This is a genomic window from Idiomarina sp. T82-3 (assembly GCF_001577655.1).
In the GTDB taxonomy this organism is placed as follows: domain Bacteria; phylum Pseudomonadota; class Gammaproteobacteria; order Enterobacterales; family Alteromonadaceae; genus Idiomarina; species Idiomarina baltica.
The window spans coordinates 1-23890 of the sequence record NZ_LSBQ01000005.1; the positions used below are offsets into that span (position 1 = coordinate 1).

At 47.0% G+C, this 23890-nt stretch carries 24 protein-coding genes; 10 read left to right on the plus strand and 14 right to left on the minus strand.

The window, feature by feature from the left end; all coding sequences use genetic code 11:
* Positions 1-84: 84 nt before the first annotated feature.
* Positions 85-774: a PAS domain-containing protein gene (locus tag AWU56_RS04485; RefSeq protein WP_286681877.1), complete on the minus strand. Its 690-nt coding sequence runs from the start codon at positions 772-774 to the stop codon at positions 85-87.
* Positions 775-880: 106 nt separating this feature from the next.
* On the minus strand, positions 881-1873 hold the full coding sequence (locus tag AWU56_RS04490) for a catalase family peroxidase (RefSeq protein ID WP_272978006.1): 993 nt from the start codon (positions 1871-1873) through the stop codon (positions 881-883).
* A 165-nt stretch (positions 1874-2038) separates the two neighbouring features.
* Here AWU56_RS04490 and AWU56_RS04495 point away from each other — a divergent pair, with 165 nt between their 5' ends.
* The 3 genes from AWU56_RS04495 to AWU56_RS04505 are packed head-to-tail and all read left to right on the plus strand — an operon-like array spanning position 2039 to position 5147.
* A complete protein-coding gene (locus tag AWU56_RS04495) occupies positions 2039-2467 on the plus strand; it encodes a MarR family winged helix-turn-helix transcriptional regulator (protein ID WP_006955599.1) in 429 nt (142 codons plus the stop codon).
* Positions 2468-2482: 15 nt separating this feature from the next.
* Positions 2483-3586, plus strand: coding sequence for an HlyD family secretion protein (locus AWU56_RS04500; RefSeq protein ID WP_286681878.1), 1104 nt, complete (start codon positions 2483-2485; stop codon positions 3584-3586).
* A gap of 13 nt (positions 3587-3599) precedes the next feature.
* Positions 3600-5147: a DHA2 family efflux MFS transporter permease subunit gene (locus tag AWU56_RS04505; protein ID WP_272978003.1), complete on the plus strand. Its 1548-nt coding sequence runs from the start codon at positions 3600-3602 to the stop codon at positions 5145-5147.
* On the opposite strand, the gene AWU56_RS04510 is transcribed toward AWU56_RS04505, so the two are convergent.
* The 8 genes from AWU56_RS04510 to AWU56_RS04545 all read right to left on the minus strand — a co-directional run bounded on the left by AWU56_RS04510 (position 5092) and on the right by AWU56_RS04545 (position 13346).
* Complete coding sequence (locus AWU56_RS04510; protein WP_272978002.1) at positions 5092-6657, minus strand: phosphoethanolamine transferase; 1566 nt, start codon at positions 6655-6657, stop codon at positions 5092-5094. The two genes, AWU56_RS04505 and AWU56_RS04510, sit on opposite strands and share 56 nt — an antisense overlap.
* Positions 6644-7225 carry a phosphatase PAP2 family protein gene (locus AWU56_RS04515; protein WP_286681879.1) on the minus strand — a complete coding sequence of 194 codons (582 nt, stop codon included), beginning with the start codon at positions 7223-7225 and terminating at the stop codon, positions 6644-6646. Before AWU56_RS04515 ends, AWU56_RS04510 begins: the two co-directional genes overlap by 14 nt.
* Positions 7226-7419: 194 nt before the next feature.
* Positions 7420-9150 (minus strand): ArnT family glycosyltransferase, encoded by a 1731-nt coding sequence (locus tag AWU56_RS04520; protein WP_272978000.1) that lies wholly within the window; start codon positions 9148-9150, stop codon positions 7420-7422.
* Entirely contained in the window at positions 9147-9803 is a 657-nt protein-coding gene (locus AWU56_RS04525) for a TVP38/TMEM64 family protein (RefSeq protein WP_272977999.1), read from the minus strand. The genes AWU56_RS04520 and AWU56_RS04525 overlap by 4 nt, the downstream gene beginning before the upstream one ends.
* Before the next feature lie 4 nt (positions 9804-9807).
* On the minus strand, positions 9808-10542 hold the full coding sequence (locus AWU56_RS04530) for a glycosyltransferase family 2 protein (protein ID WP_272977998.1): 735 nt from the start codon (positions 10540-10542) through the stop codon (positions 9808-9810).
* Positions 10539-11531, minus strand: a complete 993-nt coding sequence (locus AWU56_RS04535; RefSeq protein WP_286681880.1) for a GDP-mannose 4,6-dehydratase — start codon at positions 11529-11531, stop codon at positions 10539-10541. Before AWU56_RS04535 ends, AWU56_RS04530 begins: the two co-directional genes overlap by 4 nt.
* Before the next feature lie 92 nt (positions 11532-11623).
* Complete coding sequence (locus AWU56_RS04540) at positions 11624-12607, minus strand: LLM class flavin-dependent oxidoreductase (protein WP_286681881.1); 984 nt, start codon at positions 12605-12607, stop codon at positions 11624-11626.
* 1 nt (position 12608) lies between these two features.
* Positions 12609-13346, minus strand: coding sequence for an SDR family oxidoreductase (locus tag AWU56_RS04545; RefSeq protein ID WP_272978186.1), 738 nt, complete (start codon positions 13344-13346; stop codon positions 12609-12611).
* Between the two features lie 168 nt (positions 13347-13514).
* Here AWU56_RS04545 and AWU56_RS04550 point away from each other — a divergent pair, with 168 nt between their 5' ends.
* Positions 13515-14147 carry a YiaD family glycine zipper/OmpA-like lipoprotein gene (locus AWU56_RS04550; protein ID WP_040487887.1) on the plus strand — a complete coding sequence of 211 codons (633 nt, stop codon included), beginning with the start codon at positions 13515-13517 and terminating at the stop codon, positions 14145-14147.
* Positions 14148-14160: 13 nt separating this feature from the next.
* Here the strand turns inward: AWU56_RS04550 and AWU56_RS04555 are convergent, their stop codons facing one another.
* A complete protein-coding gene (locus AWU56_RS04555) occupies positions 14161-15066 on the minus strand; it encodes an SPFH domain-containing protein (RefSeq protein WP_006955587.1) in 906 nt (301 codons plus the stop codon).
* Between the two features lie 208 nt (positions 15067-15274).
* Between AWU56_RS04555 and AWU56_RS04560 the strand changes: the two genes are divergently transcribed.
* Complete coding sequence (locus AWU56_RS04560) at positions 15275-17116, plus strand: S8 family serine peptidase (RefSeq protein ID WP_272978185.1); 1842 nt, start codon at positions 15275-15277, stop codon at positions 17114-17116.
* Positions 17117-17168: 52 nt separating this feature from the next.
* Here AWU56_RS04560 and AWU56_RS04565 read toward each other — a convergent pair whose 3' ends face one another.
* From AWU56_RS04565 to AWU56_RS04575, 3 genes are all read right to left on the minus strand, one after another.
* A complete protein-coding gene (locus AWU56_RS04565; RefSeq protein ID WP_286681882.1) occupies positions 17169-18008 on the minus strand; it encodes an NAD-dependent protein deacetylase in 840 nt (279 codons plus the stop codon).
* Positions 18009-18242: 234 nt separating this feature from the next.
* Entirely contained in the window at positions 18243-18839 is a 597-nt protein-coding gene (locus AWU56_RS04570; RefSeq protein WP_006955584.1) for a response regulator transcription factor, read from the minus strand.
* Between the two features lie 2 nt (positions 18840-18841).
* Entirely contained in the window at positions 18842-19927 is a 1086-nt protein-coding gene (locus AWU56_RS04575; RefSeq protein WP_286681883.1) for a sensor histidine kinase, read from the minus strand.
* A gap of 122 nt (positions 19928-20049) precedes the next feature.
* On the opposite strand from AWU56_RS04575, the gene AWU56_RS04580 reads away from it, so the two are divergent.
* The 5 genes from AWU56_RS04580 to AWU56_RS04600 all read left to right on the plus strand — a co-directional run bounded on the left by AWU56_RS04580 (position 20050) and on the right by AWU56_RS04600 (position 23890).
* A complete protein-coding gene (locus tag AWU56_RS04580) occupies positions 20050-20751 on the plus strand; it encodes an ABC transporter ATP-binding protein (RefSeq protein WP_272978182.1) in 702 nt (233 codons plus the stop codon).
* The gene (locus AWU56_RS04585; RefSeq protein ID WP_272978181.1) at positions 20748-21488 is read left to right on the plus strand and encodes an ABC transporter permease; all 741 of its coding nucleotides are present in this window, start codon (positions 20748-20750) and stop codon (positions 21486-21488) included. The genes AWU56_RS04580 and AWU56_RS04585 overlap by 4 nt, the downstream gene beginning before the upstream one ends.
* The gene (locus AWU56_RS04590; RefSeq protein ID WP_286681884.1) at positions 21481-22734 is read left to right on the plus strand and encodes an amidohydrolase family protein; all 1254 of its coding nucleotides are present in this window, start codon (positions 21481-21483) and stop codon (positions 22732-22734) included. Before AWU56_RS04585 ends, AWU56_RS04590 begins: the two co-directional genes overlap by 8 nt.
* A gap of 32 nt (positions 22735-22766) precedes the next feature.
* On the plus strand, positions 22767-23660 hold the full coding sequence (locus AWU56_RS04595) for a methyltransferase (RefSeq protein WP_286681885.1): 894 nt from the start codon (positions 22767-22769) through the stop codon (positions 23658-23660).
* 74 nt (positions 23661-23734) lie between these two features.
* Positions 23735-23890, plus strand: coding sequence for a hypothetical protein (locus tag AWU56_RS04600; RefSeq protein WP_286681886.1), 156 nt, complete (start codon positions 23735-23737; stop codon positions 23888-23890).

Consider the following 23890-nt stretch of genomic DNA (forward strand, 5'->3'; position numbering starts at 1 on the left):
TCCCAGGAAAACACTGGGCTTTATTCAGCCAGACATAATTTTTAAAGAGCAATTGCAACACGCTAAGAGCGAGTGTTGCAGTTATTAGTTGAATCTAGGAATTGGATTGTAGGTTGCATGGATCCAAATTCGTGAACCATCTTTTGTTACCCGTTGGTAATCCGCTGTTTGATATTTGCCGTCTCTTAAACGCTGCCAAAAACTTTCGTACTCTGAACTTCGGCTATGTTCGGGAGGAACAAATATACGATGATGCTCACCAATAATTTCATCGGCGTTATAACCCATGAGGGTGAGGAAATTACTATTGGCTGATAAAATAGTACCATCGAGTGAGAATTCTATGACCGCTTGAGCACGGTTTATGGCCTTAATCTGAGCTTGGTATTCAGCCCGTTGGGCTACTTTCTCAGTTATATCGGACGCAAACTTTATTATTTTTTTAACTCTTCCATGTTTAAAAATCGGCGTATAAGAGGCATGTATCCAAATCTCTTCTCCTGCTTGAGTGATGCGGCAAAACTCACCCATTTGGACTTCGCCTTCGCGAAGTTTTTGCCAGAACAATTTATAGCGTTGGCTTGCTGCTTCACTATCCTCCACAAATAAGCGGTGGTGGCGTCCTTTTATTTCGCTTAGCGAATAGCCCATTAGCGAGAGAAAATTATCGTTAGCGGTTTCGATTTTACCGTCTAAATCAAATTGTATAACTGCTTGAGATTGGTGAATGGCTGCAATGACATCATTTGCGTCATCGTTGAACAATTTAAACATAACTCCTCCATGAGGCGGACATGCCTATGAGGTATTATCGAACAAATTGTTAAAAAGTTAAGAGATTAAACACTCAATATTTCGAATGTTTAATCTCTAAAAAAGTTTACTGTCCTTGCAAACGTTTGCCATAAGAAATCGCATAGGCGGGCGAGCGTATTTGAAGCACCGGATCTTGACTGGTAGAGATACCGTCAGTGACCTGATTCGGGTCAAAATTGATCGGTGTACATGATTCTCCACCGGACTCGGTTATTTTCAGTGTACCGACATTGATGGTTTCTCTATCTTTTGGCCAAACTTGTGACGGGTCATTAATTGGATCACCCTGTTCAGCAAGTTGCCAGTGCCATTCGTATTCGACCGGTCCGTCCTTGAGGCGCTCACTGAGTCGCTTGGCAAGGAAAGACTTGGGTAAATTTTTCTGCTCTTGCTCTGTAAGTAGCGTTTCGCCTGCCTTAGGCACTAATGTCCATCGAAATGCCTGCAATTCGCCGTTAGTCAACGTGGTATAGAATGTGTGAATACCAAAATAGTTAGCCGATGTGTATTCTGCTGCCGGTTGATGCGACTGTAACCATTCTCCCTGACGTGCGGCTTCTGGATTGGCTTCGAGATAGGCTTGACGATCTTCTTTAGTCGCCTCGCCCTGGGCAATAGCGTAGTTAATACGTAAAAGACCGAGGAATTGTTCTGGATTTTTTCCAGCAAACATAGGCGTGGTTAATCCAGCAATTTTGTGTTGCCTGTTGTTGTTTAAATCAAACACCACTGCCATGCCGCGCGGTGCGTTTGCCGCCTCATCTGCATTTGGATTACCTCCGCCCATGGAAAAGCGCAACGTAATCGGCGCTTGATCGCTGAATAAGGGGGTATCAAAGCGCGCTTGTGCGGTTGCGGAGGGTTCAAATGAGCCAAGTGCGCAAACACCTTTGGCGTGACCTTTACGTACGCCAGGATGTTCGCCACTCAGTTGTTTGAATACTTCTATAAAATCATTTGCAGTAGCCGATTGAGGCGCTTGAATAGAAGCTTGTTGTGCTGCAGCACTGAACGATAAAGCTGAAATTAGGGCAATGTAAGTGGTTGTGGTTTGCATAGTTTACTCCCAATAAATACCGAGTTTTATTACGCGTATGGACGCAATACGGATTGCGCCATGTTTAGAAGAGTTGCCAATGAGTTAAGATTTATTAAACTCATTTAGTTTAGAAAAATAGTAAGCTAACTTATAATAACCTTAGTTACTAATTGGGGAGGCGTTATGGAACACCCTGACAGAGAGTTGATGTTCTTGCTTGCGGACGTGGCACGCATGGCTAAATGGGACTTCGATGCGCGCGCTAAATCACTCGGTTTAACGCGCGCTCAGTGGTCAATTCTGGCACGTCTTGTCCGCTGCCAAGGTATTCAACAGTCGCGGTTAGCTGAGCTACTTGAGCTCAAAGCGATCACGATTGCACGCCATATCGATCGACTGGAGCAGGGCGGTTGGGTTGAGCGTAAACCAGATCCGGATGATAGACGGGTTTGGCGGCTGTTTTTAACCGAGCAAGCAGAACCGGTGTTGAATCAGTTGCGGGAGCTCGGAGCGCAAACGCGCGCTAAAACCCTCGCTGGGATCTCTGAGGCGACCCGCCATGAAATTCTCAATGCACTGAAATCCATGAAACACAATTTAACCGAAAGCTGAAGGACGCTCTTTACTATGAACACGCGGTATAACAATCCGATTCGAATGTCGGGCGCTGTTAAGTTACGGATGATTTTATTGGTGCTAGTACCTTTAATTGTCGTATTGGTAACGGGTGGGATCTACCTCACCGGTGGTCGGTTTGTAGAAACTGAAAATGCCTACGTGCAAAATGATAAGGTGTCTATTGTACCTGAGATATCGGGTAACGTTGCGCAACTCTTTGTGTCGGAAAACGAACCCGTAAAACAGGGTGACCTATTGTTTGATATCGTCGATGCGCCTTATGCGATTAAGGTGGCACAGGCGAAATCTCAGTTGGCACAAGTCGTTACTGAAATCGAAACGTTGAAGGCGCAATACGCAGAACAGCAAGAGCAACTGGTTCTCGCGCAGTCAAATGCAGCATTTGCCGAGCGTGAATTTGCGCGTCAGAAACGATTAGTAAAGTCGGACTCGGTGTCAGAATCAACCTTGGATAAGTATCGACACCAGTGGCGCGTTGCGAAGGAAAATGTGAAGTCGGTTGAGCAAGGACTGAAACGTATCGCGGCAAGTTTAGCAGGGCAACCGAATATCGATGTTAAGCAACACCCGCGTTATCTGCAAGCCAAAGCTGCGCTGGATGAAGCTGAACGAAACCTCGAACAGACGCATGTTGTTGCACCGATGTCAGGTTTTGCGAGTAAAACCCCCTCTGCAGGTCAGTACATCGATCCACGTAACCCAGCGATGGTGGTGGTCGCGACTGAGGCGCCATGGATCGAGGCTAACCTGAAGGAAACTCAGCTAACGCACGTCAAAGTGGGACAAAAAGTGGTCATTCATGTCGATGCTTATCCTGACATCGTATGGCACGGTAAGGTGAAAAGTATTGCTGCGGCTTCCGGTTCTGAGTTTGCTCTTTTGCCCGCTCAAAACTCGACAGGGAACTGGGTCAAAGTGGTTCAGCGAGTTCCGGTTCGCATTGCTGTCGTGGATACAGGCGGTAAGCCACCACTGAGAGCTGGTATGAGTACGGAAATCTCTATTGATACAGGCTGGCACGAGCGGGGACCTCAGTTTTTGCAGCCGCTAGCCCACTGGATGCAAGCATTAAGTAGCGATAAGCCAGCTTAAGGGTCACGTTGTTATGAATGCAAAGCAGCTCGCTAAGAACCGTGGTTTAATCACTATTTCTATCATGCTTGCAACCATTATGCAGGCGGTCGATACCACGATAGCTAACGTGGCGTTGCCTCATATGCAAGGCAGCATGTCGGCCACGTCAGAGCAAATTGCCTGGGTGTTAACGTCGTATATTGTGGCAGCAGCAGTGATGACACCGATGACCGGCTTTCTTGCTGCGAAAATCGGCCGGAAGCGATTGTTCCTGTTGTCGGTATTTGGCTTCACAGCCGCCTCGGTCTTATGTGGTGTTGCTGTTTCACTAGAACAACTGGTGTTTTTCCGGTTACTACAAGGCGTGTTTGGCGCGGGATTGGTGCCGTTGTCGCAGGCTGTTTTGCTCGATACGTATCCGAAAGAAAAGCACGGTTCTGCCATGGCTATTTGGGGCGTTGGCGTTATGGTGGGGCCCATTCTGGGTCCTACACTCGGTGGATATCTGACCGAGTATTATAACTGGCGATGGGTATTTTTTATCAATATCCCAGTGGGGTTATTGGCGTTTGCGGGAATTGTCGCCTTTGTTAAAGAAACAGAAACAGAAAAACGCCGCTTTGATCTGTTCGGATTTGCGTTACTCTCGTTATCGATAGGTGCCTTACAGTTGATGCTTGATCGTGGTCAGGGCGAGGACTGGTTTGCTTCCAGTGAAATTATTGTAGAGTGCATTGTTGCGGTTCTGTTTTTATATTTGTTTATCGCACATATGCTGACTAGCCGTAATCCGTTTATAGAACCCGCACTATTTAAAGATCGTAATCTTGTCACAGGACTTATCTTTATTTTCATTGTAGGGATTATTCTACTCGCGACGCTGGCGTTACTACCGCCGTTTCTACAAAACCTGATGGGCTTTCCCGTGATTACCACGGGCGAGATATTAGCGCCGCGAGGTATTGGAAGCATGTGTGCCATGCTGATGGTTGGCAGGCTGATTAATCGTGTCGACGTGCGCTGGCTAGTAGGACTCGGGCTATCATTGACTGCCTATTCGCTATTCGAAATGGCCGCATTTAATCTGTTTATTAGCCCTATGGATGTTGTCAGAACGGGCATTATTCAAGGGTTGGGCCTAGGCTTTGTATTTGTACCGCTCAGCACGGTGACGTTTTCGACACTGGCGCCTCAGTTGCGAACCGAAGCCACGGCAATGTTTAGTTTAATGCGTAATATCGGCAGTAGTATTGGTATTTCGGTCATGGTTACACTGGCTGCGCGTGCGACACAAACGAACCATGCGGTACTGGGCGAGTCTTTGACGATGTTTAGAGCGCCAGTAAAAGAAGAGTTTATACGAATCGCGATAGAAAACGGGCCCGGCATGGCGGTGGCTCAAATGAATCAGCAATTAACTCAGCAAGCCGCCGCCATCGGTTATCTGAATGATTTTAAAGCCATGGCGTGGATGGCTTTATGTTCGCTACCGTTGTTACTATTGTTCCGCACCGAGTCATCGACTAAGGCGCCAGTTGCTCCGCCAAGTCAAGCTGAGGTTGATAAAGCGAAGTCTTAACATTGAAAAAGCCGAGCAGTGAATGTGCTAAATAGTCATGATTAACAGGGTACGTTGCGGCCGCATCAGGACGGTCTGCCCAAGCGTTGGCAGGCCATAGAATCCAAGGTACGTGGCGTTGTTCATCGGGAGCCATCCAGTTAGGAAGCCCATGCAGATAGACACCGTTATCTCCGAGTGACTCGCCATGATCGGAAATGTACATGAGGCTTGTATCCAATTGCGGAGCCTCTTTAAGTGTATTAATCGCGCCAGTGACGAGTTTATCGGTCACAATCAAGCTATTGTCATAAGCATTCTTAATGGTGTCGACTGAGCACTGATTGAGCTCGATGGTGGTGCACTCGGGGAGAAATTTTTTAAGAGCTTGAGGCGATCGTTTGTAATAAGCAGGACCGTGGCTTCCCATTGAATGTAAGACAATAATGCTGTCTTGCTTTGCATTGGCTAACTTGGTTTTCAGAACTTCTAGCATCCGTGTATCGAAGCATTCCTGATCGCTATCACAGTAATCTTCGGCAGTAATTTCTTCCACTCGGTCGCAGACGTTTTTACAGCCCGAGTTATTTTCAATCCACGATACATTGATACCCGCGTGATCAAGGACATCTAATACATTACTGGTCGAGCGTGCACGGTTATCGTAGTTTTCAGCCTGATAAAAACTAAACATACATGGGACTGAAATGGCTGTCGCGGTGCCACAAGATGTTGCATTTGTGAAGCTAATAAGTTCACCTTGCTGGGCGAGTTGCTCGATACCCGAAGTAGTTGGGCGCGGGTATCCATTGGAACTGAAGTGATCAGCTCGCGCCGTTTCTCCGACGATGACAACCATGACTTTAGGCGTTTTGTCATTATCTGGTTGCTGGGTGGCATCTTGACCCAGCGCGATGAAGGTTTCTGGCGTCGATAATTTGGCTTTAGCAACCGAAACACTGGCAGATATGACATTGAAGGGGATGACTCGGTATTTAACGTCACGGTGATTGCGAAATAGTGATGAATACTCACTGTATTGGGTCATCAGTACGCCCATAGCAACGGCAATAAGGATGCACCCGGCCCCTAAACTCAGCAATGTCGTACGTACCCAAGGTTGCGGTTTCACCGGCATCCAAATCAAAACTATTGCTGGTACAACGCCCCAGAGAAAGACAGACAAAATGAGTTTAACTGAAATCAGGTCGCTGGCTTCAGAAGTATCTGTTTCGAGTGCATTGATCAGCATATCAGGATCAATCACGACACCGTACTGATTCATCCAATAGGTGACCACCGCGGCGGTGGTAAATAGCACGAATATAGCGCCTTTCAGACAATGAAATGCGCGTGCAATTAAAAACAGTACAGCGTATACACAGGCGATAACAAAAAGAAAGCCCATTTGTGCGATAAGCGAAGTTTGATAATCGTTTAGCGAGGATAAAAGGGGACCGCAGTAGGCTAAGGTCAACCACAGCGTAGCGATCAGTATCAGAAGTCGACTGGATAACTTAACGGTTTTCATTAGGCTTATCTCCAATAAATATCAATGCACTGATAACCCAGCAGATAAAAGCCGTGGTGATATCGTCTGAAATGAAATGTGCGCCGCGCAACTGCTGCGCAAAACCAAGTAGTAAACCAATGAGTAGTGAACCGACTAGGGCTTTGCGGGCGATAACAGGGAAGTCTTTGCGTAGGTAAAAAAATAGCGAAAACCAAGCGTATCCGATACTTGCGTGTCCTGCTGGAAAGCAGCGACCGGGCTCGGGTTGGCTGGCGGCTAACCAAAGAGGTTGGTAGTCAAAGCGACCGCCAAACATGTTGAGATCCCAAGGACAATGCATCCCTGTGACGCCTTTCATCAGGTTCACGACAATAAAAGACAGCAATAGCGCACCGATAAATTGTGATAAGCGGACAAGCGAGGTTACACGTAGAGGTTTGAACCATTGCGATAGGTAAAAAATTAAGATACCGGCGACAATTACGATGTTAAGTGCACGAAACCCATCATGGAGCACAGACTCGGTAATTAGGTTATGTTTTAACGCCCAGGCATGACCGGAAATTGAGAAAAACCATTGGGACACATCAAATTTTATCCCGAGCCCTTCAAAAAAAATAAATAAAGCCAAGTACAAAGGTACTGAAATCAACAATAACGAACGGCTAGAACGGTCGGTTAAATTGATAAAAAAATTCCGCATAGTTGTCTTAAAAAATTAGTCACTATGCGGAATTTATAAAAACTATATTAATTAAATCTTAAATTTAAACAGATTGTTTATTCATTAATATCACTGGCTGGGCTTCGGTAGCGAATCACTTTGGCAGGTGCCGGGCATGATTTGGCTGCATCCTTGGCGCTAAAAAGCAGCCAATGCTCGCGATGTGCGATACCTAATGACTTTCCATCTGCTGGGTCAAAACACTCAAAATGCATATTATCCGGCGCCATGATATAACGATTGGGTGCTTCGTTTATCCATAGCCATGCGTTACGAAACTGTTCAGCATTGCCTGTAAAATAGCTAAAGTGAGTTAACGGAATAGGCGAAAAAAGCAAGTGTTGCTCTTTGAGATCGAGAATAGCCAATTCGCCGCCATCTACTTTGGCAGCCGCGGTAAGCATGACGTTTTGGGGAGTGCGTAAGGGCTCCGCGAGAGGATACACGAGCCAACTCACAGTAACGCATATAATAGCCACGGCTGAGCCATATTTGACCCATAAACTCTTACGCCATAGCACTACACACGCGAGACAAATGGCACCCACGATAATCGCAAAAATAATGGCGAGGCTATCTAGCAGTTGAAAACTCTGCGTGTAGTTGTCGAGTTTGTCGACAAGCTTGTCATGGTGTATCGCAGCAAAGTAAGTCAGTGCTGTGAAAACGGTGATGATTAATGTGAGCAAGGCGCGTAAAAACCATCGACTGGCACGATTAAGCGAAAGATCGGGCCAGGCGGCGGCTAACGCGACACAGAACATGGGTAATGCAGGCAGTATATAAACGCCCCGTTTGGCAGGACTTAAGCTAAAGAAGAAGATGACTAAAATAACCCAACCAAATAACACCGCAATACGGGGGTCCTGCTTAATCTGCTGTAAGACGGTTTTTAACTGCGTCAGTAATAATACACTCAGCGGTAACCAGAATGCAGGTACCACGCTACTGATAAAGTAATGCCAAGGCTTAAAGTGATGCCATGGATCCACATAGCGTTCGCCGGTTTGTTTAAACAGGATATTATCGCGGTATGCGAGATATTCTGGACTACCGTTTTGACTGACAATCAAGTACATGGGTACGAGCCAACATGCCACTACAGCGAGCATAACGATAGGGCCTAGCAATGCGCGCCAACGCCAACTGCCTGTTAAGCGTTGCTGGGTAAAGTGATAAATTGCAATCGGTAGCAGCATCAGCAGGGGCAAAAAGCCAACGCCTTTAGTTATAATACCTAATCCCATGAAGCCCCAGCCGAGGAAATACCAACGCCAATGGGGACCGCAGAAGAAGTGACGCAATAGACCATAGCAACCCAGTGTAATCCAACAGGCGACCATAGCATCGATTTGGGCAAATTTTGCCTGAATTAAAAATTGTGGCGTAATGAGTAGAAGCAGCGTTGCGTGTCTCGCAATACGCATGCCCCATATCCGTCTACTGATATCAAATACGGCCACTAAACTGACTAAGCTGCACAGCGCGTTAGGCACTAACGCGGCTATTTTTATATTGCCAATCAAATAATAGCATAGCGCGATAGCCCACATGAAAATGGGCGGCTTATCGGGATAAAACTCCTCACCACGGGCAGGAAAGAACCATTGCCCAGTGACGACCATCTCACGCGCTACATCAGCAAAACGGGGCTCGTCGGGTGGCCAAGGCGAGCGAAGCCCAAGTCCCGAAAAGATGAGTAAAGCCGCTACAACCAATAGCCAGAATAGGAACTCACCGGTGCGTTCGGATGAGAGTCGTTGCTCAAATGCGTCCAACCACTTCATGAGGGCACTCCTTCTGACAGGCTTTTTTGTGAGCGGTAGAGGTGGATACCAATAGCTGATGCGATGACAAACAATAAACCACTGATAAGTAATTTCTCAGATTGGGCGAGGCCAATACCACTGCCGACTAAAACAAATACCAGAGTTTGTGGGATATAACCGAGTATGCTTCCGACGAAAAAGCGTTTAAAGTCGACATTGGCTGCGCCCGCAAATAAGTTCGTCAAAAGATTACTGCCAACGGGCATCAGTCGAATCATCATGGTTTTTCTTGTTGTTGCTACATTAATCCACTTTACCAGTCGCTCGCTCTGGGTTTTGAAACGTTTTCTTATTAACGGCTGTAAAAACATGTGTGCAGTAAAGTAGGTGACCGCGAGTGAAAGACCGCTCACCAATAATGCGGCGACGAAGCCCCAACCGGTTCCGAGTATAAACCCCAATACGAGCGCGATGAGCTGGCGCGGACCGCCAATTGCCATAAACAAAGTGGCGGCGGTCAATACAATGGCATAGCCTTTGACGCCAGCGTGTTTGATCGTCTGCATGGCTCGTTCTGACGTCGAAATAGCATCTAACCAGCCTTGTTGAATGGCCAACGCAAGCGCAAAGAAAACACCGACAATCGCTAATAGTTTGATCGCGCGTTGCATCGGATTAGGACTCCTGACTGCGCTTTATAGCTTTAATTTGCGGCTTTCTGGAGCGGTAAATCAGCCAAAGAACACCCAAAATATCAAGTAGGCCAGCCCAAGCACGATTCCAAGCATTATATTTTGAGATGCCTTGCAACCGAGCGCGATGGTTCACAGGAACACTTTTTATTTCTCCTCCCATGCGTTTGACCAACGCGGGTACGAAACGATGCATATGGTGGAAGTAGGGGAGTTGTAAATAGGTATGACGAGGGAGGATTTTCAACCCACAGCCAGTATCCGGTGTATCGTCTTTCAATACGGCCTGTCTAAAGCGGTTGGCAACACGCGATTGAAATCGCTTCCAAGTCGTATCTTTTCGTTGTTGACGGTGCCCAATTACGCAAAAGTGGTGCGATTGCAACTCGTTTGCTACCTGCTTTAATGAAGGAATATCCGCGGGATCATTTTGGCCATCGGCGTCAAGCACCACGATAAACTCACCGCAGGCGTGTTGTGCCGCTGTATAAAGCGCAGTGCTTTGACCACAGCTCGACTGATGTTGAATAACCGATACTTGTCCTTGCATGGTTTTAGCGGTCGCTAATGCCTGCTCTGCTGTTGCATCTGTACTACCATCATCTACTAGCACCACTTCGTATGAGCTGCCTTTTAAGGCGTCGTCAATCTCTTTTAGTAAAACACTAATATTATCGGCTTCATCTTTTGCCGGGAGTATCACTGAAAACTCAATCATGCTAATTGTCCATGTGCATTGTATTTTTTGTACCACTCTGCGAATTTTTGAATGCCAGACTCGATATCGATCTGTGGTGAATAACCCGTTATTTTACTTAACTCTGTCACGTCCGCCCAAGTTGTGCTTACATCACCATCTTGCATTGGAAGATAACGTTTTTTAACCGGTTTTTCGAACGCGCTCTCGAGTATTTCAATAAACTTAAGCAAGTTAACAGGTTCGCCGCGACCTATATTTAAGACGCGATGGCGCGCACCCTCTGACTGCGTTTGAATAGGTTTATCTAATAAGCGGTATATGCCCTCTACAATATCATCGATAAACGTAAAATCACGCGATAGGTCACCATGGTTATAGACATCAATTTGACCACCTTGCATAATTTGTTTGGCAAACTTCATCGGTGCCATATCGGGACGACCATAAGGACCGTAGACGGTAAAGAAACGCAATCCAGTCGCAGGGATATTATATAAATGGCTATAGCTTTCAGCCATCAGTTCGTTAGCACGCTTCGTCGCTGCATACAAAGATACCGGTTTGTCGGCGGTCGCGTTCGTCGAAAAAGGGACACGCTCAGTATTACCGTACACCGAGCTTGATGAGGCATAAATAAAGTGGTCTACAGGGTGACTGCGAACCCACTCGAGTATGTTGAGAAATCCGATCAAGTTGCTTCGCCCATACGCTTGCGGATTATCGATTGAATAACGCACACCTGCTTGAGCGGCAAGATGAATGACATCATCAATCGTATAATCGGCTAGGCAGTCTGACAATGCGATAGGGTTATCAATATCGATCGAATGAAAGGAAAATGAGTCAAACTTCTTAAGTTGATTTAATCGATCATACTTAAGCTGAACTGAGTAATAGTCGTTGAGGTTGTCAATTCCAACGACGTGAAACCCTTCTGAAAGTAGGCGCTTGGCCGTGTGAAACCCAATAAAACCAGCGGCTCCAGTGATTAAAATCTTACGAGACATAAAGTCGGCTTAATTAAATTAAAATTAAACCGACTTTATAACAAAGAAACCTTAAAAATACCTTAAGAATAGCTTGGGTCACCTGATTAATATTAGTTTAGTAGTATTTCTGCGCCGATTTTAAACGAGTTTAGGCGATCTGATATATCGTAGGCGTTGCAGGTCAAAATCAGCTCGTCGACCTCAGTTTGTTCAATAAACTGTGTGAGGTGACGCGCGACGGTGTCTTTTGTGCCCACCGCGGTAAAGTTCAGCGCGTGATTAACAGCCGCTAGTTCATAGGGGTCCGCTATGGCTTTAATATCCTCAACAGGGGGCTGCATGCGCCCGGGCATCCCGCGACGTAAATTAATGAACTGTTGCTGCATCGATGTCATCATGCGGCGAGCGTGATGGTCCGTGTCGGCTGCGAATAGATTCAGTGCCGCAGCAGCGTATGGTTTATCAAGATAACGCGAAGGCTTGAATTGCTTGCGATATAGTGTAAGCGCGTGACTCAGGTGATCGGGCGCAAAGTGAGATGCAAACGCGTAGGGCAGCCCGAGTCGGGCAGCTAGTTGTGCGCCAAAGGTGCTCGAACCTAAGATCCAAACGGGGATGTTTTGCTGAAAACCAGGAATGGCTTTGATGGTGTCAGTATCTTCTGCTTCGGCGAGATAGCCCAACAGCTCTTGCACATCGTTAGGAAATTGTTCAGCGTCGTTCGGTGAACGCCTTAAAGCACGCAGGGTTTGTCCATCTGTACCAGGTGCTCGGCCCAGTCCCAAGTCAACCCTGTTGGGATACAGAGCATCGAGCGTGCCGAATTGTTCTGCAACAATATACGGTGGATGGTTAGGCAGCATAATACCGGCTGATCCCACACGAATGTGTTGGGTTCGACTTGCAATATGACCTAGAACAATAGCGGTTGCCGCGCTGGCGATACCCGTCATATTATGATGCTCGGCCATCCAGTAACGATGATATCCCCAACGTTCGGCTGCTTGAGCAATACTTACAGCGTTTTTTAGCGACTCAGCAACTGTGCCGCTTTCAGGCACAGGTGCTAAATCCAAAATACTGACTTGCGGCAAACTACAACTCCTGCTTGGTAGGACGAATGATCATCTCATTGACGTCAACATCACCTGGCTGTTCAATCGCAAATGTAATGGCTCGTGCGATTGAGTCAGAGCCAATTGCATCTTGATAAAGATCATCTGCCATTTCCTTCGAATCCTTGTGACTGATGTGGTCAGTCAACTCAGTACTCACAGCGCCCGGTGAAATATTGGTCGCTCTGACTTCGCCATTTGATTCTTGACGAATCCCTTCACTGATTGCTTTTACAGCAAACTTTGTCGCGCAGTAAACGGTTGCACCTGGAAATACCACGTGACCTGCAACTGACGATAAGTTAATAATATGACCTGATTTTTGCTTACGCATGCTCGGCAGCACCGCTGCGACACCGTACATAACGCCCTTAATATTGACATCTATCATTTGGTCCCACTCATCGATTTTCAACTCGTCCAGTGGTGCTAATGGCATTAAGCCGGCGTTGTTGACCAACACATCAATGCGTCCGAACTGCTCAAGCGCAGCATCGGCAAGGGCTTGTACTTGCGACTTATCGGTTACATCCACCGTTTTGAAAATGGCTTCACCACCGTCATTTTTGATGCTATCGGCCAGCGCTTTTAGTCGCTCTTCACGACGCGCCCCCAAGACTAATTTGGCGCCTTTGCTGGCGAGCATTTTAGCAGTTTCTTCACCTAAACCGCTACTCGCACCTGTGATAATAACGACTTTGTTCGCAACTTCAGACATGTTTTACTCCAATTTACTAAATGACTATGACCTTGTGATACGTGGCACAGCTGTTTTGGATTGATCGATTCACTTTATGTGTTGCGTAAAGATCATGAAAAGCGTTAATGATTTTTTGTAAAGACATGCTAATTTTAACCAATAGGCGTGATGGGTAGAGGATTAGGTATGAATAGTCGATTGTTAATTCTAGGAATTGCAGGAGCGCTTGCTTTAACGGGGTGCTCGAATACCATGAATAACACTCAAAAAGGCGCCGCCATTGGCGCTGTTGCGGGTGCAGTAATAGGTAAAGGAACTGGCGACCATGACAAGAGTCGCTATCTTTGGGGTGCCGCCGTGGGCGCTTTGGCCGGTAGCGCGATTGGGAACTACATGGATAAGCAGGAGGAGGCGTTTCGCGACGAGCTGTCAGGCTCGGGTGTGCAAGTTATCCGTGATGGCGATAATATTCGCTTGCAACTTCCGGGAAATATTACCTTCGCTTCTGAGAGTGCCAATATTTCGCAAAACTTTTATCCGGTACTTGAGGACGTTGCCGCTGTACTCAATAAGTATAACAAGACAACGATGATGATAGAGGGGCACACGGATAGCACCGGCTCAGCCGATTATAACCAGCAACTATCGTTAAACCGTGCGAATGCCGTGCGTAATTATCTAGTCGGATACGGGGTCGACTCGCGCCGCGTTACGACGCAAGGTTTTGGGGAAAGTCAGCCGATTGCCACGAATGATACCGCGCAAGGCCGACAGCAAAACCGTCGCGTCGAACTACGTATTATCCCAAATCAGCAGTAAACGAACGCCGAGGCTAGTCTTTTGCACTGGCCTCGTTACCACGAATAATGGCTTGATTGAATTGTTCGAACTGAGTCGTTGGCATGGGTACCATGATCACTTTACTGTTTGCGGTATCCAAGGCGGCTAAGGTATCAACGTAATTGGTGAACTTCAGTAGATCGATGACGTCATGAGCACTGATGTCGCTATCCTCTTTACGTACTAAGGCGATACTTTCACTTAAGCCCTCCGCAATCGCTTTGCGCTGTCCTGCGACCCCTTCACCTTGAAGGATTTTTGATTCTTTATCTGCTTCAGCTTTCTTAACAGCGAGAATTTTTTCTGCTTCCGCTTGGTGTTCTGCTGCGCGACGCTCTCTTTCCGCGGCATTGATTTTATTCATCGAATGTTTGACTTCTTCATCGGGATCGATATCGGTAACGAGCGATGCAATTATGTTGAAGCCGTAGCCTTCGATGACACTCTCTAATTCAGCTTGTACTGCATCACTGATTGCGTCTTTGTTATCAAACACTTCATCAAGTGGTTGTTTTGGAATCTGAGCCCGCACTGAGTTGAAAATATAGCTCTCCATTTGGCGCTCAGGGTCTTCGAGTTGGTAGAAAGCATTGTAAACGGCGTCCTTATTCTCGACTCGATACTGCACACTGACGCGGACGGTTACAAAGACATTATCTTGTGTTTTCGTCTCAACACTGACTTGTAACTCTCGCGTTCGCATTGACTGCTTGTGAGCTACGCGTTCGATAATCGGAATAATAAAGTTTAAGCCAGGAGTTAGCATACGGCGATATTTGCCAAATAACTCAATAACATAAACTTGCTGTTGGGGAACGATTCGAACAGATAGCACTAATAAAATGATGATCGCTAAAATGATCAACAGCGTGGGTAAGGGCGATTGAAATGCTGACATTTTGTTTCCTCAAATTGATTTTACCTGAGCATATAGTGACACCTGGCTAAAAACAAATACACACGTTGCTTATGCCTTTTAGTGATGTCAATATGTGTAAATATAATGTAAAATTGACGTCATATTTATTTACATAAAATATACATGTGTTAATGATTAATGGCTGGATTTTTTGCCAGTATTCTTCAAATAACAAAAAAGGTTAACCATGTATAAACATATAAGTTTTAAGAAAAATCAAAGACTTGCCGTGTGGGTGAGTGCTGCACTTTCGACTGTAGCGGTCCCCTCAGCTGTCGCGGTTAACCAATCGTTTCAGCCACCCAAGGCTTCAGTCGGTCTTCCGACACAGACCGTTACTCCTAATCAATCCTTAACCACAGGCTTCATAGTTACCTTTAAAGAACGTTCACAAGTAATGAACGAGGTGGCGAATCAAGCAGCACAACGAGGTCTGAGTCGTGCTGCCGCAGTAGCCAATGCAGCGAGTCGTGTCGCACGCGATTTCTCTGCCCAGACCGGGGGTTCAATTAAGTTTGAGCGTGAAATGGGTCTGGCTAACCATTTTGTGTTTGATCTTGATAAGAAAATTCCGCCCGGACAGGCGAAAAAGATGATGGCGCAAATTGCCAAGCACCCTGAGGTGGCGAGTGTTGAAGAAAACAAATTATTACGTCACTTTGCGACTCCTAACGATCCTGATTACAGCGATCAGTGGCACTATTACGAGTCTACTGGCGGACTCAATGTAGAAAATGCGTGGAACAGCGTGACCGGCGCAGGCACCGTGGTGGCAGTTTTAGATACGGGGTATCGCCCTCATGGTGATCTTGTAGGTAACATCCTACCGGGCTATGACATGATTTCAAATAGCTTCATTGGCAACGATGGTAATGGTCGAGACTCCGATCCGCGTGATCCAGGTGACTGGGTGAGTGCGGGAGCGTGCGGTAACGGCTATCCAGCTCAAGATCAGGACTCAAGCTGGCACGGTACGCATGTGGCAGGCACCATCGCAGCCGTGACCAATAATGGTCAAGGCGTAGCTGGGGTTGCTTACGGTGCAAAAGTAGTACCTGTGCGGGTACTCGGTCGTTGCGGCGGTACCACGGCAGATATCGCTGATGGCATTATTTGGGCCTCAGGGGGCTCGGTATCGGGCGTACCAAGCAATGCGAATCCAGCCGATGTTATCAATATGAGCTTAGGTGGACAGGGCGCTTGTTCGAGCGCAACGCAGCAGGCAATTAATATTGCCCGAGGTAACGGCACCACTGTGGTTGTGGCGTCAGGCAATAGTAATGACAACTCGACCAATTATAACCCAGGTAACTGTAGTGGCGTGGTGAACGTTGCGGCGACTAACCGAAATGGAAGCCGAGCTTACTACTCTAACTACGGCTCTAACGTGGATGTTGCTGCACCGGGTGGCGCAATGTCTTACGCCAATGATCCGAATGGTGTACTTTCTACCTACAACTCGGGCAGTAGCACACCAGGCAGTGATACGTACGGCTATAGTCAAGGAACTTCAATGGCGACGCCTCACGTAGCGGGTGTAGCCGCATTAATTAAAGAAGCTAATCCGAGTGCTAGTCCAGATGATGTTGAGAGCATTTTGAAGCAAACAGCACGCAGCTTTCCCGGAAGTTGTAGTGGTTGTGGCGTCGGTATCGTTGATGCCAGCGGTGCAGTAACCGGCGCTTCAGGAGGCGGCTCGGGAGACCCCGGTGACGGCGGTGCGACTGGCGGTGGCGGCAGTGTAAGCGATCTTTCTGCATCAACAGGTAATTGGGTGCGTTATACCATCGAAGTGCCTGCCGGTATGAGCACCCTGGATATTGATATTTCAGGTGGTTCTGGCGACGCCGATTTGTACGTTCAATATGGTAGTCAGCCTGGAAGTAATAGTTATGACTGTCGTCCGTATTTAAGTGGCAATAATGAAAGCTGTAGCTTCTCGAATCCACAGTCAGGTACCTGGCATATTGGAATTCGCGCTTATCAAAGCTTTAGTGGTGTAACGTTGAACGTCGTCTATAATCCCTAAGCTCTACAGGCTGAAATCCGCAACAAAACGCAGGTGCCACAAACACCTGCGTTTATTTTGGCAGTCGTAATAAACGACGAAATTGCTCAAGCGTTTCCGCAATGTTTCCGTCAATCTTAATCGTGGCTAAATCATCCGCTCGCGTTATACCTTTTGTGATAATAATCACTGGCTTATGTTGTTGATAGGCATAGCGAGCAAAACGAAATCCCGAAAACACTTTTAATGAGGAACCAACGATAAGTAAACCTTGACTGTCATCAATAGCTTGATAACAGGCTTCAACTCGTTTTTTGGGTACATTATCGCCGAAGTAGACCACATCGGGCTTTAAGATCCCGCCACAATGATCGCAATGGATGAGTTTAAATTCGTCCGTTGGTGCTGATAGTTTTGCATCGCCATCTGGCTTAATGACCGAAGCTGATTGATTAAATCGTGGATTGAGCTCGGCATATCGTTGATGTAAATCGAAACGAGGTGATCTATCGCCGCACGTCATACAGACGATGTCGTTGGCGTATCCGTGAAGGTTAATCACCGTTGAACTCCCCGCTTTTTGATGCAGTCCATCAACATTTTGCGTAATAACGGTATCGATAAACCCGTGTTGTTGAAACTGTGCGATAACCTGATGTGCACGGTTTGGTTGCGCATGATATAAATTTAACCAGCCGCCTAAGCTACGCGCCCAATAGCGTTTTCGCGCCGCATCATTATTCATAAAGTCATGGTGTTGCATCGGGGGCGAGTGAACCCATTTACCCTGAGCATTACGGTAGGCAGGAATCCCCGAATCGGTGCTGAGCCCCGCGCCAGACAACAAAGTAAAGGGGGTGTTGCCACGAAGCAATTCAGCAGCCTTAACTATTTCAGACGCGTGATCATACATAAAAATTGAACTTTTTCTGAAAAAGAGGGTCGAAGTGATTGCGCGATCAAGCGTAGCACGAAGTGCAAAGCATTGACACAAGATAAATCTTTTTCTATAACAATACGTTAACAAAAATAACAACAAAAATTGGGGGCGCTATGAAGAAGCATTCGTCAGCATTATTCGTACCAATTATAACGTTAACCTTATTGCTCATGGGGAGTCTTTGGTTAACGATTCCTAGTTAATTATCTATAACCATCCTTTTAGCTGGGCAATACGAGCTGCCTCGACGCGATTTTTAGCACCGACTTTTGCAATCGCTTCGGATAGATAGTTACGTGCGGTGCCCTCAGCGATAAATAGTTGCTTGGCAATTGCTGATGTTGCTAGTCCATCGGCGGCTAGCCGGAGAGCTTTGCGTTCCTTTTCTGTTAACGGGTCGATTTGATTAAAGCTATTGAGTAGGAGCTCAGAGTCAATCACGCGTTTGCCTGCCAAAATGGCAGTCAATGATTGCATGAGTTGCTCAACCGGCGCATCTTTTAGTAGAAAACCATCAACGCCCGCCTGCACAGCACGATTCACATAACCACTGCGATTAAATGTCGTTATGATCACTGTTTTAGTGGAAGGCGCGTTAGCTTTGACCCAATGCACGAGGTCAATCCCCGTCCTATGTGGCATTTCTATATCGGTCAGTAGTAAGTCATAGGTATTCTCTTCAAGACTATTTATAGCTTCGTTTCCATCAGCGGCTTCATCGACATCATATTCCCCATCTAAGCGCAGTAGACTCGCTAAGGCGGTTCGCACCATCGCTTGGTCTTCAGCCAATAATATTTTCATAGTCAGGATTCCACTACGGCTGCGGGTAAGAACAACTTTACTAGGCAACCTTGTGTTGTGTTGATATCAATATGCCCACCGAGGCGTTCAATACGCTCATTAACTCCCAACAAGCCATTACCAAACTCGAGCTCAGTAACACGTCCATTATCGAATATTTCAATGTAGGTATTATCAGCCTTCCCTATAAGTTTTATGAGAACGTGATCCCCCTCACTGTGACGAATGATATTTGTCACGAGTTCGGTGAGCGCCAAAACAAGCGGCGTTTCATAAGCCCTATTTAACTGAGTAAGCGCTCCCTCTACATGAACTTTGAATCCCGCTTCCTGTAAGCGTACGGAGAGTTGTTGTAGCACAAAGTCAAAACCGCCATGTTTATAACCGGTTACGCTCTCTCTGACTTGCTTTAAACAGGTCCGCGCAATCTCGGTCAGCTCTTTCAAGTGATGACTGGCTGCGTCGCTCTGACCAGAATGGATGTGGCGTTGCGCCAATTCAGCCTTGAGTAGCACACTGGTAAGCGTGTGCCCTAAAGTGTCGTGCAGATCACGAGCAATGCGCTCGCGTTCTAACGTAGTAGCGAGTTGTTCAATTTCTAAATCAGTGCGCTGCTGGCTCAGTAAGTGCTCTTGACGCACGCGCTCGACACGCCCAATGATAAAAATCGCAGCACTTAATATTGCACCGTAATAAACAAACCAAGACCACGTGTCGACGACATAATAATGCAACAACGCAAGTGTCAATATAATAGCAAGCAGCCCCAATAGAGCGGGTCGGAGACGATAGGCGAACCCCAGGAAAAAGCCAATAAAGGCGAACATGGTGATTGATGCTGGGTTAATCGGGGTAATCGCGCATGCGATCCCATACATAACGATAATCGGCTTCAACATGTGAGCTGACGAAACGCTGAATGCCCAATAGTAGCTTGCCACAAAGCCAATCAGCGCAGCTGTCATCGCGAGATATTCCAATACTGTGAACGGGTATAGAAACATTGGCACGACGAAAAAGCCGAGGTTCATCAAATAAACCCAAGCGTATTTACGTTCAAGACAGAGCTGTGGTTGTTTTAGTTTCATAGTTGCATTATGAAACGAACCTGTAATTCATGCCAGTGACATTTGTCATCATCATGAAATGACAAAGGTGACTGCCCCTTAACCGTTTAACTCACTAACCTTACAGCAAATGGAGGTGAGTGATGACGGTTTTATCAATTACAAATTTATCGAAGTCTTACGCTAACGCACCCGTACTCAACGATTTTTCATTAGATGTAAGGTGTGGAGAGGTCGTTGCTGTACTGGGTGAGAATGGCGTCGGTAAGACGACGCTTATTCGCTGTATTCTTGGATTGACCGCTCCGGACGCGGGCCATATTAGTCTGTTTGGTGAACAACAGCCTAAAAAGAGCAGAAGCCCGTCACTTAAGCAGCGCTGGGGCGTGGTCATGCAAGTCGGCGCTGTGAATGGGCAGTTGACTGTGCAAGAGCAGATTACGCTTTATCAGAGTTATTACACTAAGCCCATCGGTATCGAGGAGTTGAAGCAACTCTTACCTATCGAGTCGTTACTACATAAGCGTTTCGCTGTGCTGTCGGGAGGAGAGCAGCAACGTGTCATGTTTACGCTCGCGCTTATTGGGCGACCGCAACTACTGTTTTTGGATGAACCTAGCGTTGGAATGGACCTAAGTACGCGGCAACAGATGTGGCGTTGTATCGAATCGCTGAAAAGTCAGGGTGTCGCCATTATTCTAACCACGCATTACATAGAGGAAGCCTACCAATTGGCAGACTCTGTCGTACTTTTGCGTAAACAGGCGCCCGCCGAAAAATTACCGATAAAAAGTATGTCTTTAGAACAACTGATGTCCACATTGATTGGAGGAGCTACGTCATGAGTCAATGGATCGTTGAAGCTCAAATGGATATGCGAGCTTTGCTTCGCTCGCCCAGCTTTTACATACCGGCGTTTGCGTTCCCGGTCGTGTTCTACTTCTTTTTTGGCATCATGGTGGATTTTTCCAACGGCCACAGTGATTACCTTCTTATCTCCTATGCTTGTTTTGGCATTATGGGACCACCGTTTTTTCACCTTGCGGTGAGTATTGCGAGTGAACGCACTCATGGCTGGCTCACCTTAAAGCTATTGTCGCCAATGCAGTTCAATAGCTTTATTTTTGCCAAGTTAATCAACAGCGCCGCTTTTTCTGCAGTGATCCTGCTCTTACTTTACATCGAGTCGGCTTGGCTTGCCGGTGTCCGATTATGGTTTTGGCAGTGGGGTCTCTTAACACTTATTTTTACCTTAGGTACTTTGCCTTTTGCCGCTTTAGGGATGCTCATTGGCGCTTTAGTAGCCGACCGCGCTGCCGCAGGCGTTGTTAACCTGATCTATCTACCCATGGCGTTGCTGTCTGGCTTGTGGTTTCCCCTGTTTTTGATGCCGGACTGGGTGCAATGGATCGCTTATGGCTTGCCCAGTTATCACTTGGTGCAATTAGGCTATGCGGTTATCGGGAAGGGCGATGAGGTGAGCTGGTACTGGCATATTATCTACTTGTGCCTTTTCAGTATCAGCATGATGGCAGTGTTAAGAAGCCTATCTGGTCGCTTCAGTGGAGCCAGTCATGAATAAACTTACTTGGATTATCGGCGCTGGGGCTGTCGCTGCGCTATTGTGGTTATTACCTGAGCCAGCCCCGGTCGAGGACAATAGCTTTACCATTGGGCCTATCAATGTATTCGATGGTGAGAAGGTGCTACGAGCGCATTATGTTTCGGTCGAAGAGGGCGTTATTGTGCGAGTTGAATCGCAGCCTCCGAAAGCGATTCAAGGTGTTTATCCCACCAAGCCAGACCAGTGGATTATTCCTGGGCTGATTGATAGCCATGTCCATACTTGGGGTGATGCGCGAGAACGCGCACTTGATTTTGGTGTGACAACGGTGATTGATCTATTTGGGCATCCAAGCGAATTACGCCGAGCTCGGCAGCAACGCAACTCGGTGCAATTGCAACAGGAGGCGGATATGTGGGGGGCTGGCCGGTTGGTTACAGCGCCTGATGGACATGGAACGCAGTTTGGGTTTAGCCCCCACCCATTCGCTGACGACGATAGCGCCGAGAGTGCTGTCTCGGAACGCCTTGCTGAAGGCTCGGACTTTATTAAGATTGTGTATACCGCAGAAGACGTTGACTATCCCCATCGACCATCAATAAGTTACCAACAACTGCAGCGCGTTATTCAAGCCGCACATGACCAACAGGTGCTAGCCGTTGTTCATGTCGCCGACCATCTTTCTGCCGAGCACGCCGTTACTGCCGGCGCTGATGGTTTGGTGCATGGTTTTTTCGACCAACCTATAAGCGAACAACTGATTGATAAAATGGAACAATTACAGGTGTTCATCGTACCAACCAATATGATTTATGAGCACTTAGTCCACGGTGAATTTAATAAGCAGGTACTCTTGCCCGCCTGTGGAGACTGTTTTAATCAGCAAAAACTAAATAGCTTGAGCCGTGGTGGCGCGAACATGGCCTCAACCCCATTTTATAATAACTTAAAAACTAACACTCGGTTACTTGATGAGAGCGAGCTTGATGTGCTGGTCGGGAGTGATGCTCCCAACCCAGGTACCGAACACGGCATCAGCCTAATAGCAGAGCTCATGTGGCTCGAAGCTCAAGATGTTAATTGGCAAGTTGCCATTCATTCAGCAACTGCACTGACAGCTGAGCGTTGGCGAATTAAAGGCCGAGGGCGTATCGCTGTGGGGCAACGCGCCGACATGGTGTTGATCGGTTCATCACCCGCGCAGGGAATGCATTTACTATTAGACCCTCAAGCTGTCTGGAAGAATGGCTATCAAGTAAGATAAACTACTTACCGGTTATTAATTAGGTCAACGCTGTGAACTTAAAAGAACTGCTCGAGCAATACAGTCAGGCGCTTTCAGATAGCAGGGCATTTTGGGACATTGTTGCATTCGAACACACGGAGTTACCTTGGGAAAGCGAATCGACGCTCGCTAGGGTACTCGACGATCTGCGATTATTAGTTGATCCCGTGTGGGCGTATGAATCGAGTAAAGCTTCAGAGCATCCCCTGCCATTTTGGCTTATCCAAGGCATCAAAGGCCGTAAATTATCGCAAGTGCAGGCATTTATAGACCACGTACCTAAACACTCGACGATAGTCACAGAGTGGTGTGCTGGTAAGGGGCATTTAGGGCGATTGTTGAGTTTTACCCAACAACGTCCAGTGGTCAGTATTGAGTGGCAATCTGCGCTGTGTGCAGAGGGCACTGAGCTTGCACAACATCACCGACTGCCGCAGACGTTTATTCAGCAGGATGTCTTAGCGAAGGATGGTGATGATAAAATTCAGCAAACACTTCGCAGATGTCAAACGGCTGTGGCATTACACGCGTGCGGAGACTTACATATTAGGCTGTTGGAGCACGCTACTGAGGCACAGATACGAGATATTTTGGTGGCGCCGTGTTGCTATCATTTAATTCGACAGGGGCACTATGAACCGTTGTCCAAGATCGCACAACAGTGTGACTTAAGACTGAGTAAAAACGCTCTTAGGCTCGCAGCGCAAGGGCTTGTTACCGCCGGAAAACGGGAGCGAGAGTTGCGTCAAACGGAACTCGTGTGGCGCTTGGGTTATGAGTCTTGGCGCCAAGATCATTTAAATGACCCGCACTACCAACCGCTTAATTCAGTATCCAAGGCGATTTTTCCGGTTCATTCAAAGACTTTTGTCAGTGGGCTGCGGCACAACATGATATTAATTTAAGCTCATGTTTTGATCCTGACTATTGGTTAGAACGTGGTGAGCAGCGGTTTTTAGTGACTGAGGCGATAGAACAGGTGAGACTGAAATTTCAGCCATATCTTGAACGTTGGTTATTACTTGATAGGGCTGTATTTTTACAAGAGCAGGGCTATGAGGTATCTCTCAAGTCATTTTGTGAACGCGAGCTCACGCCGCGCAATACGTTAATAAAGGCACGAGCCCGTATTTGA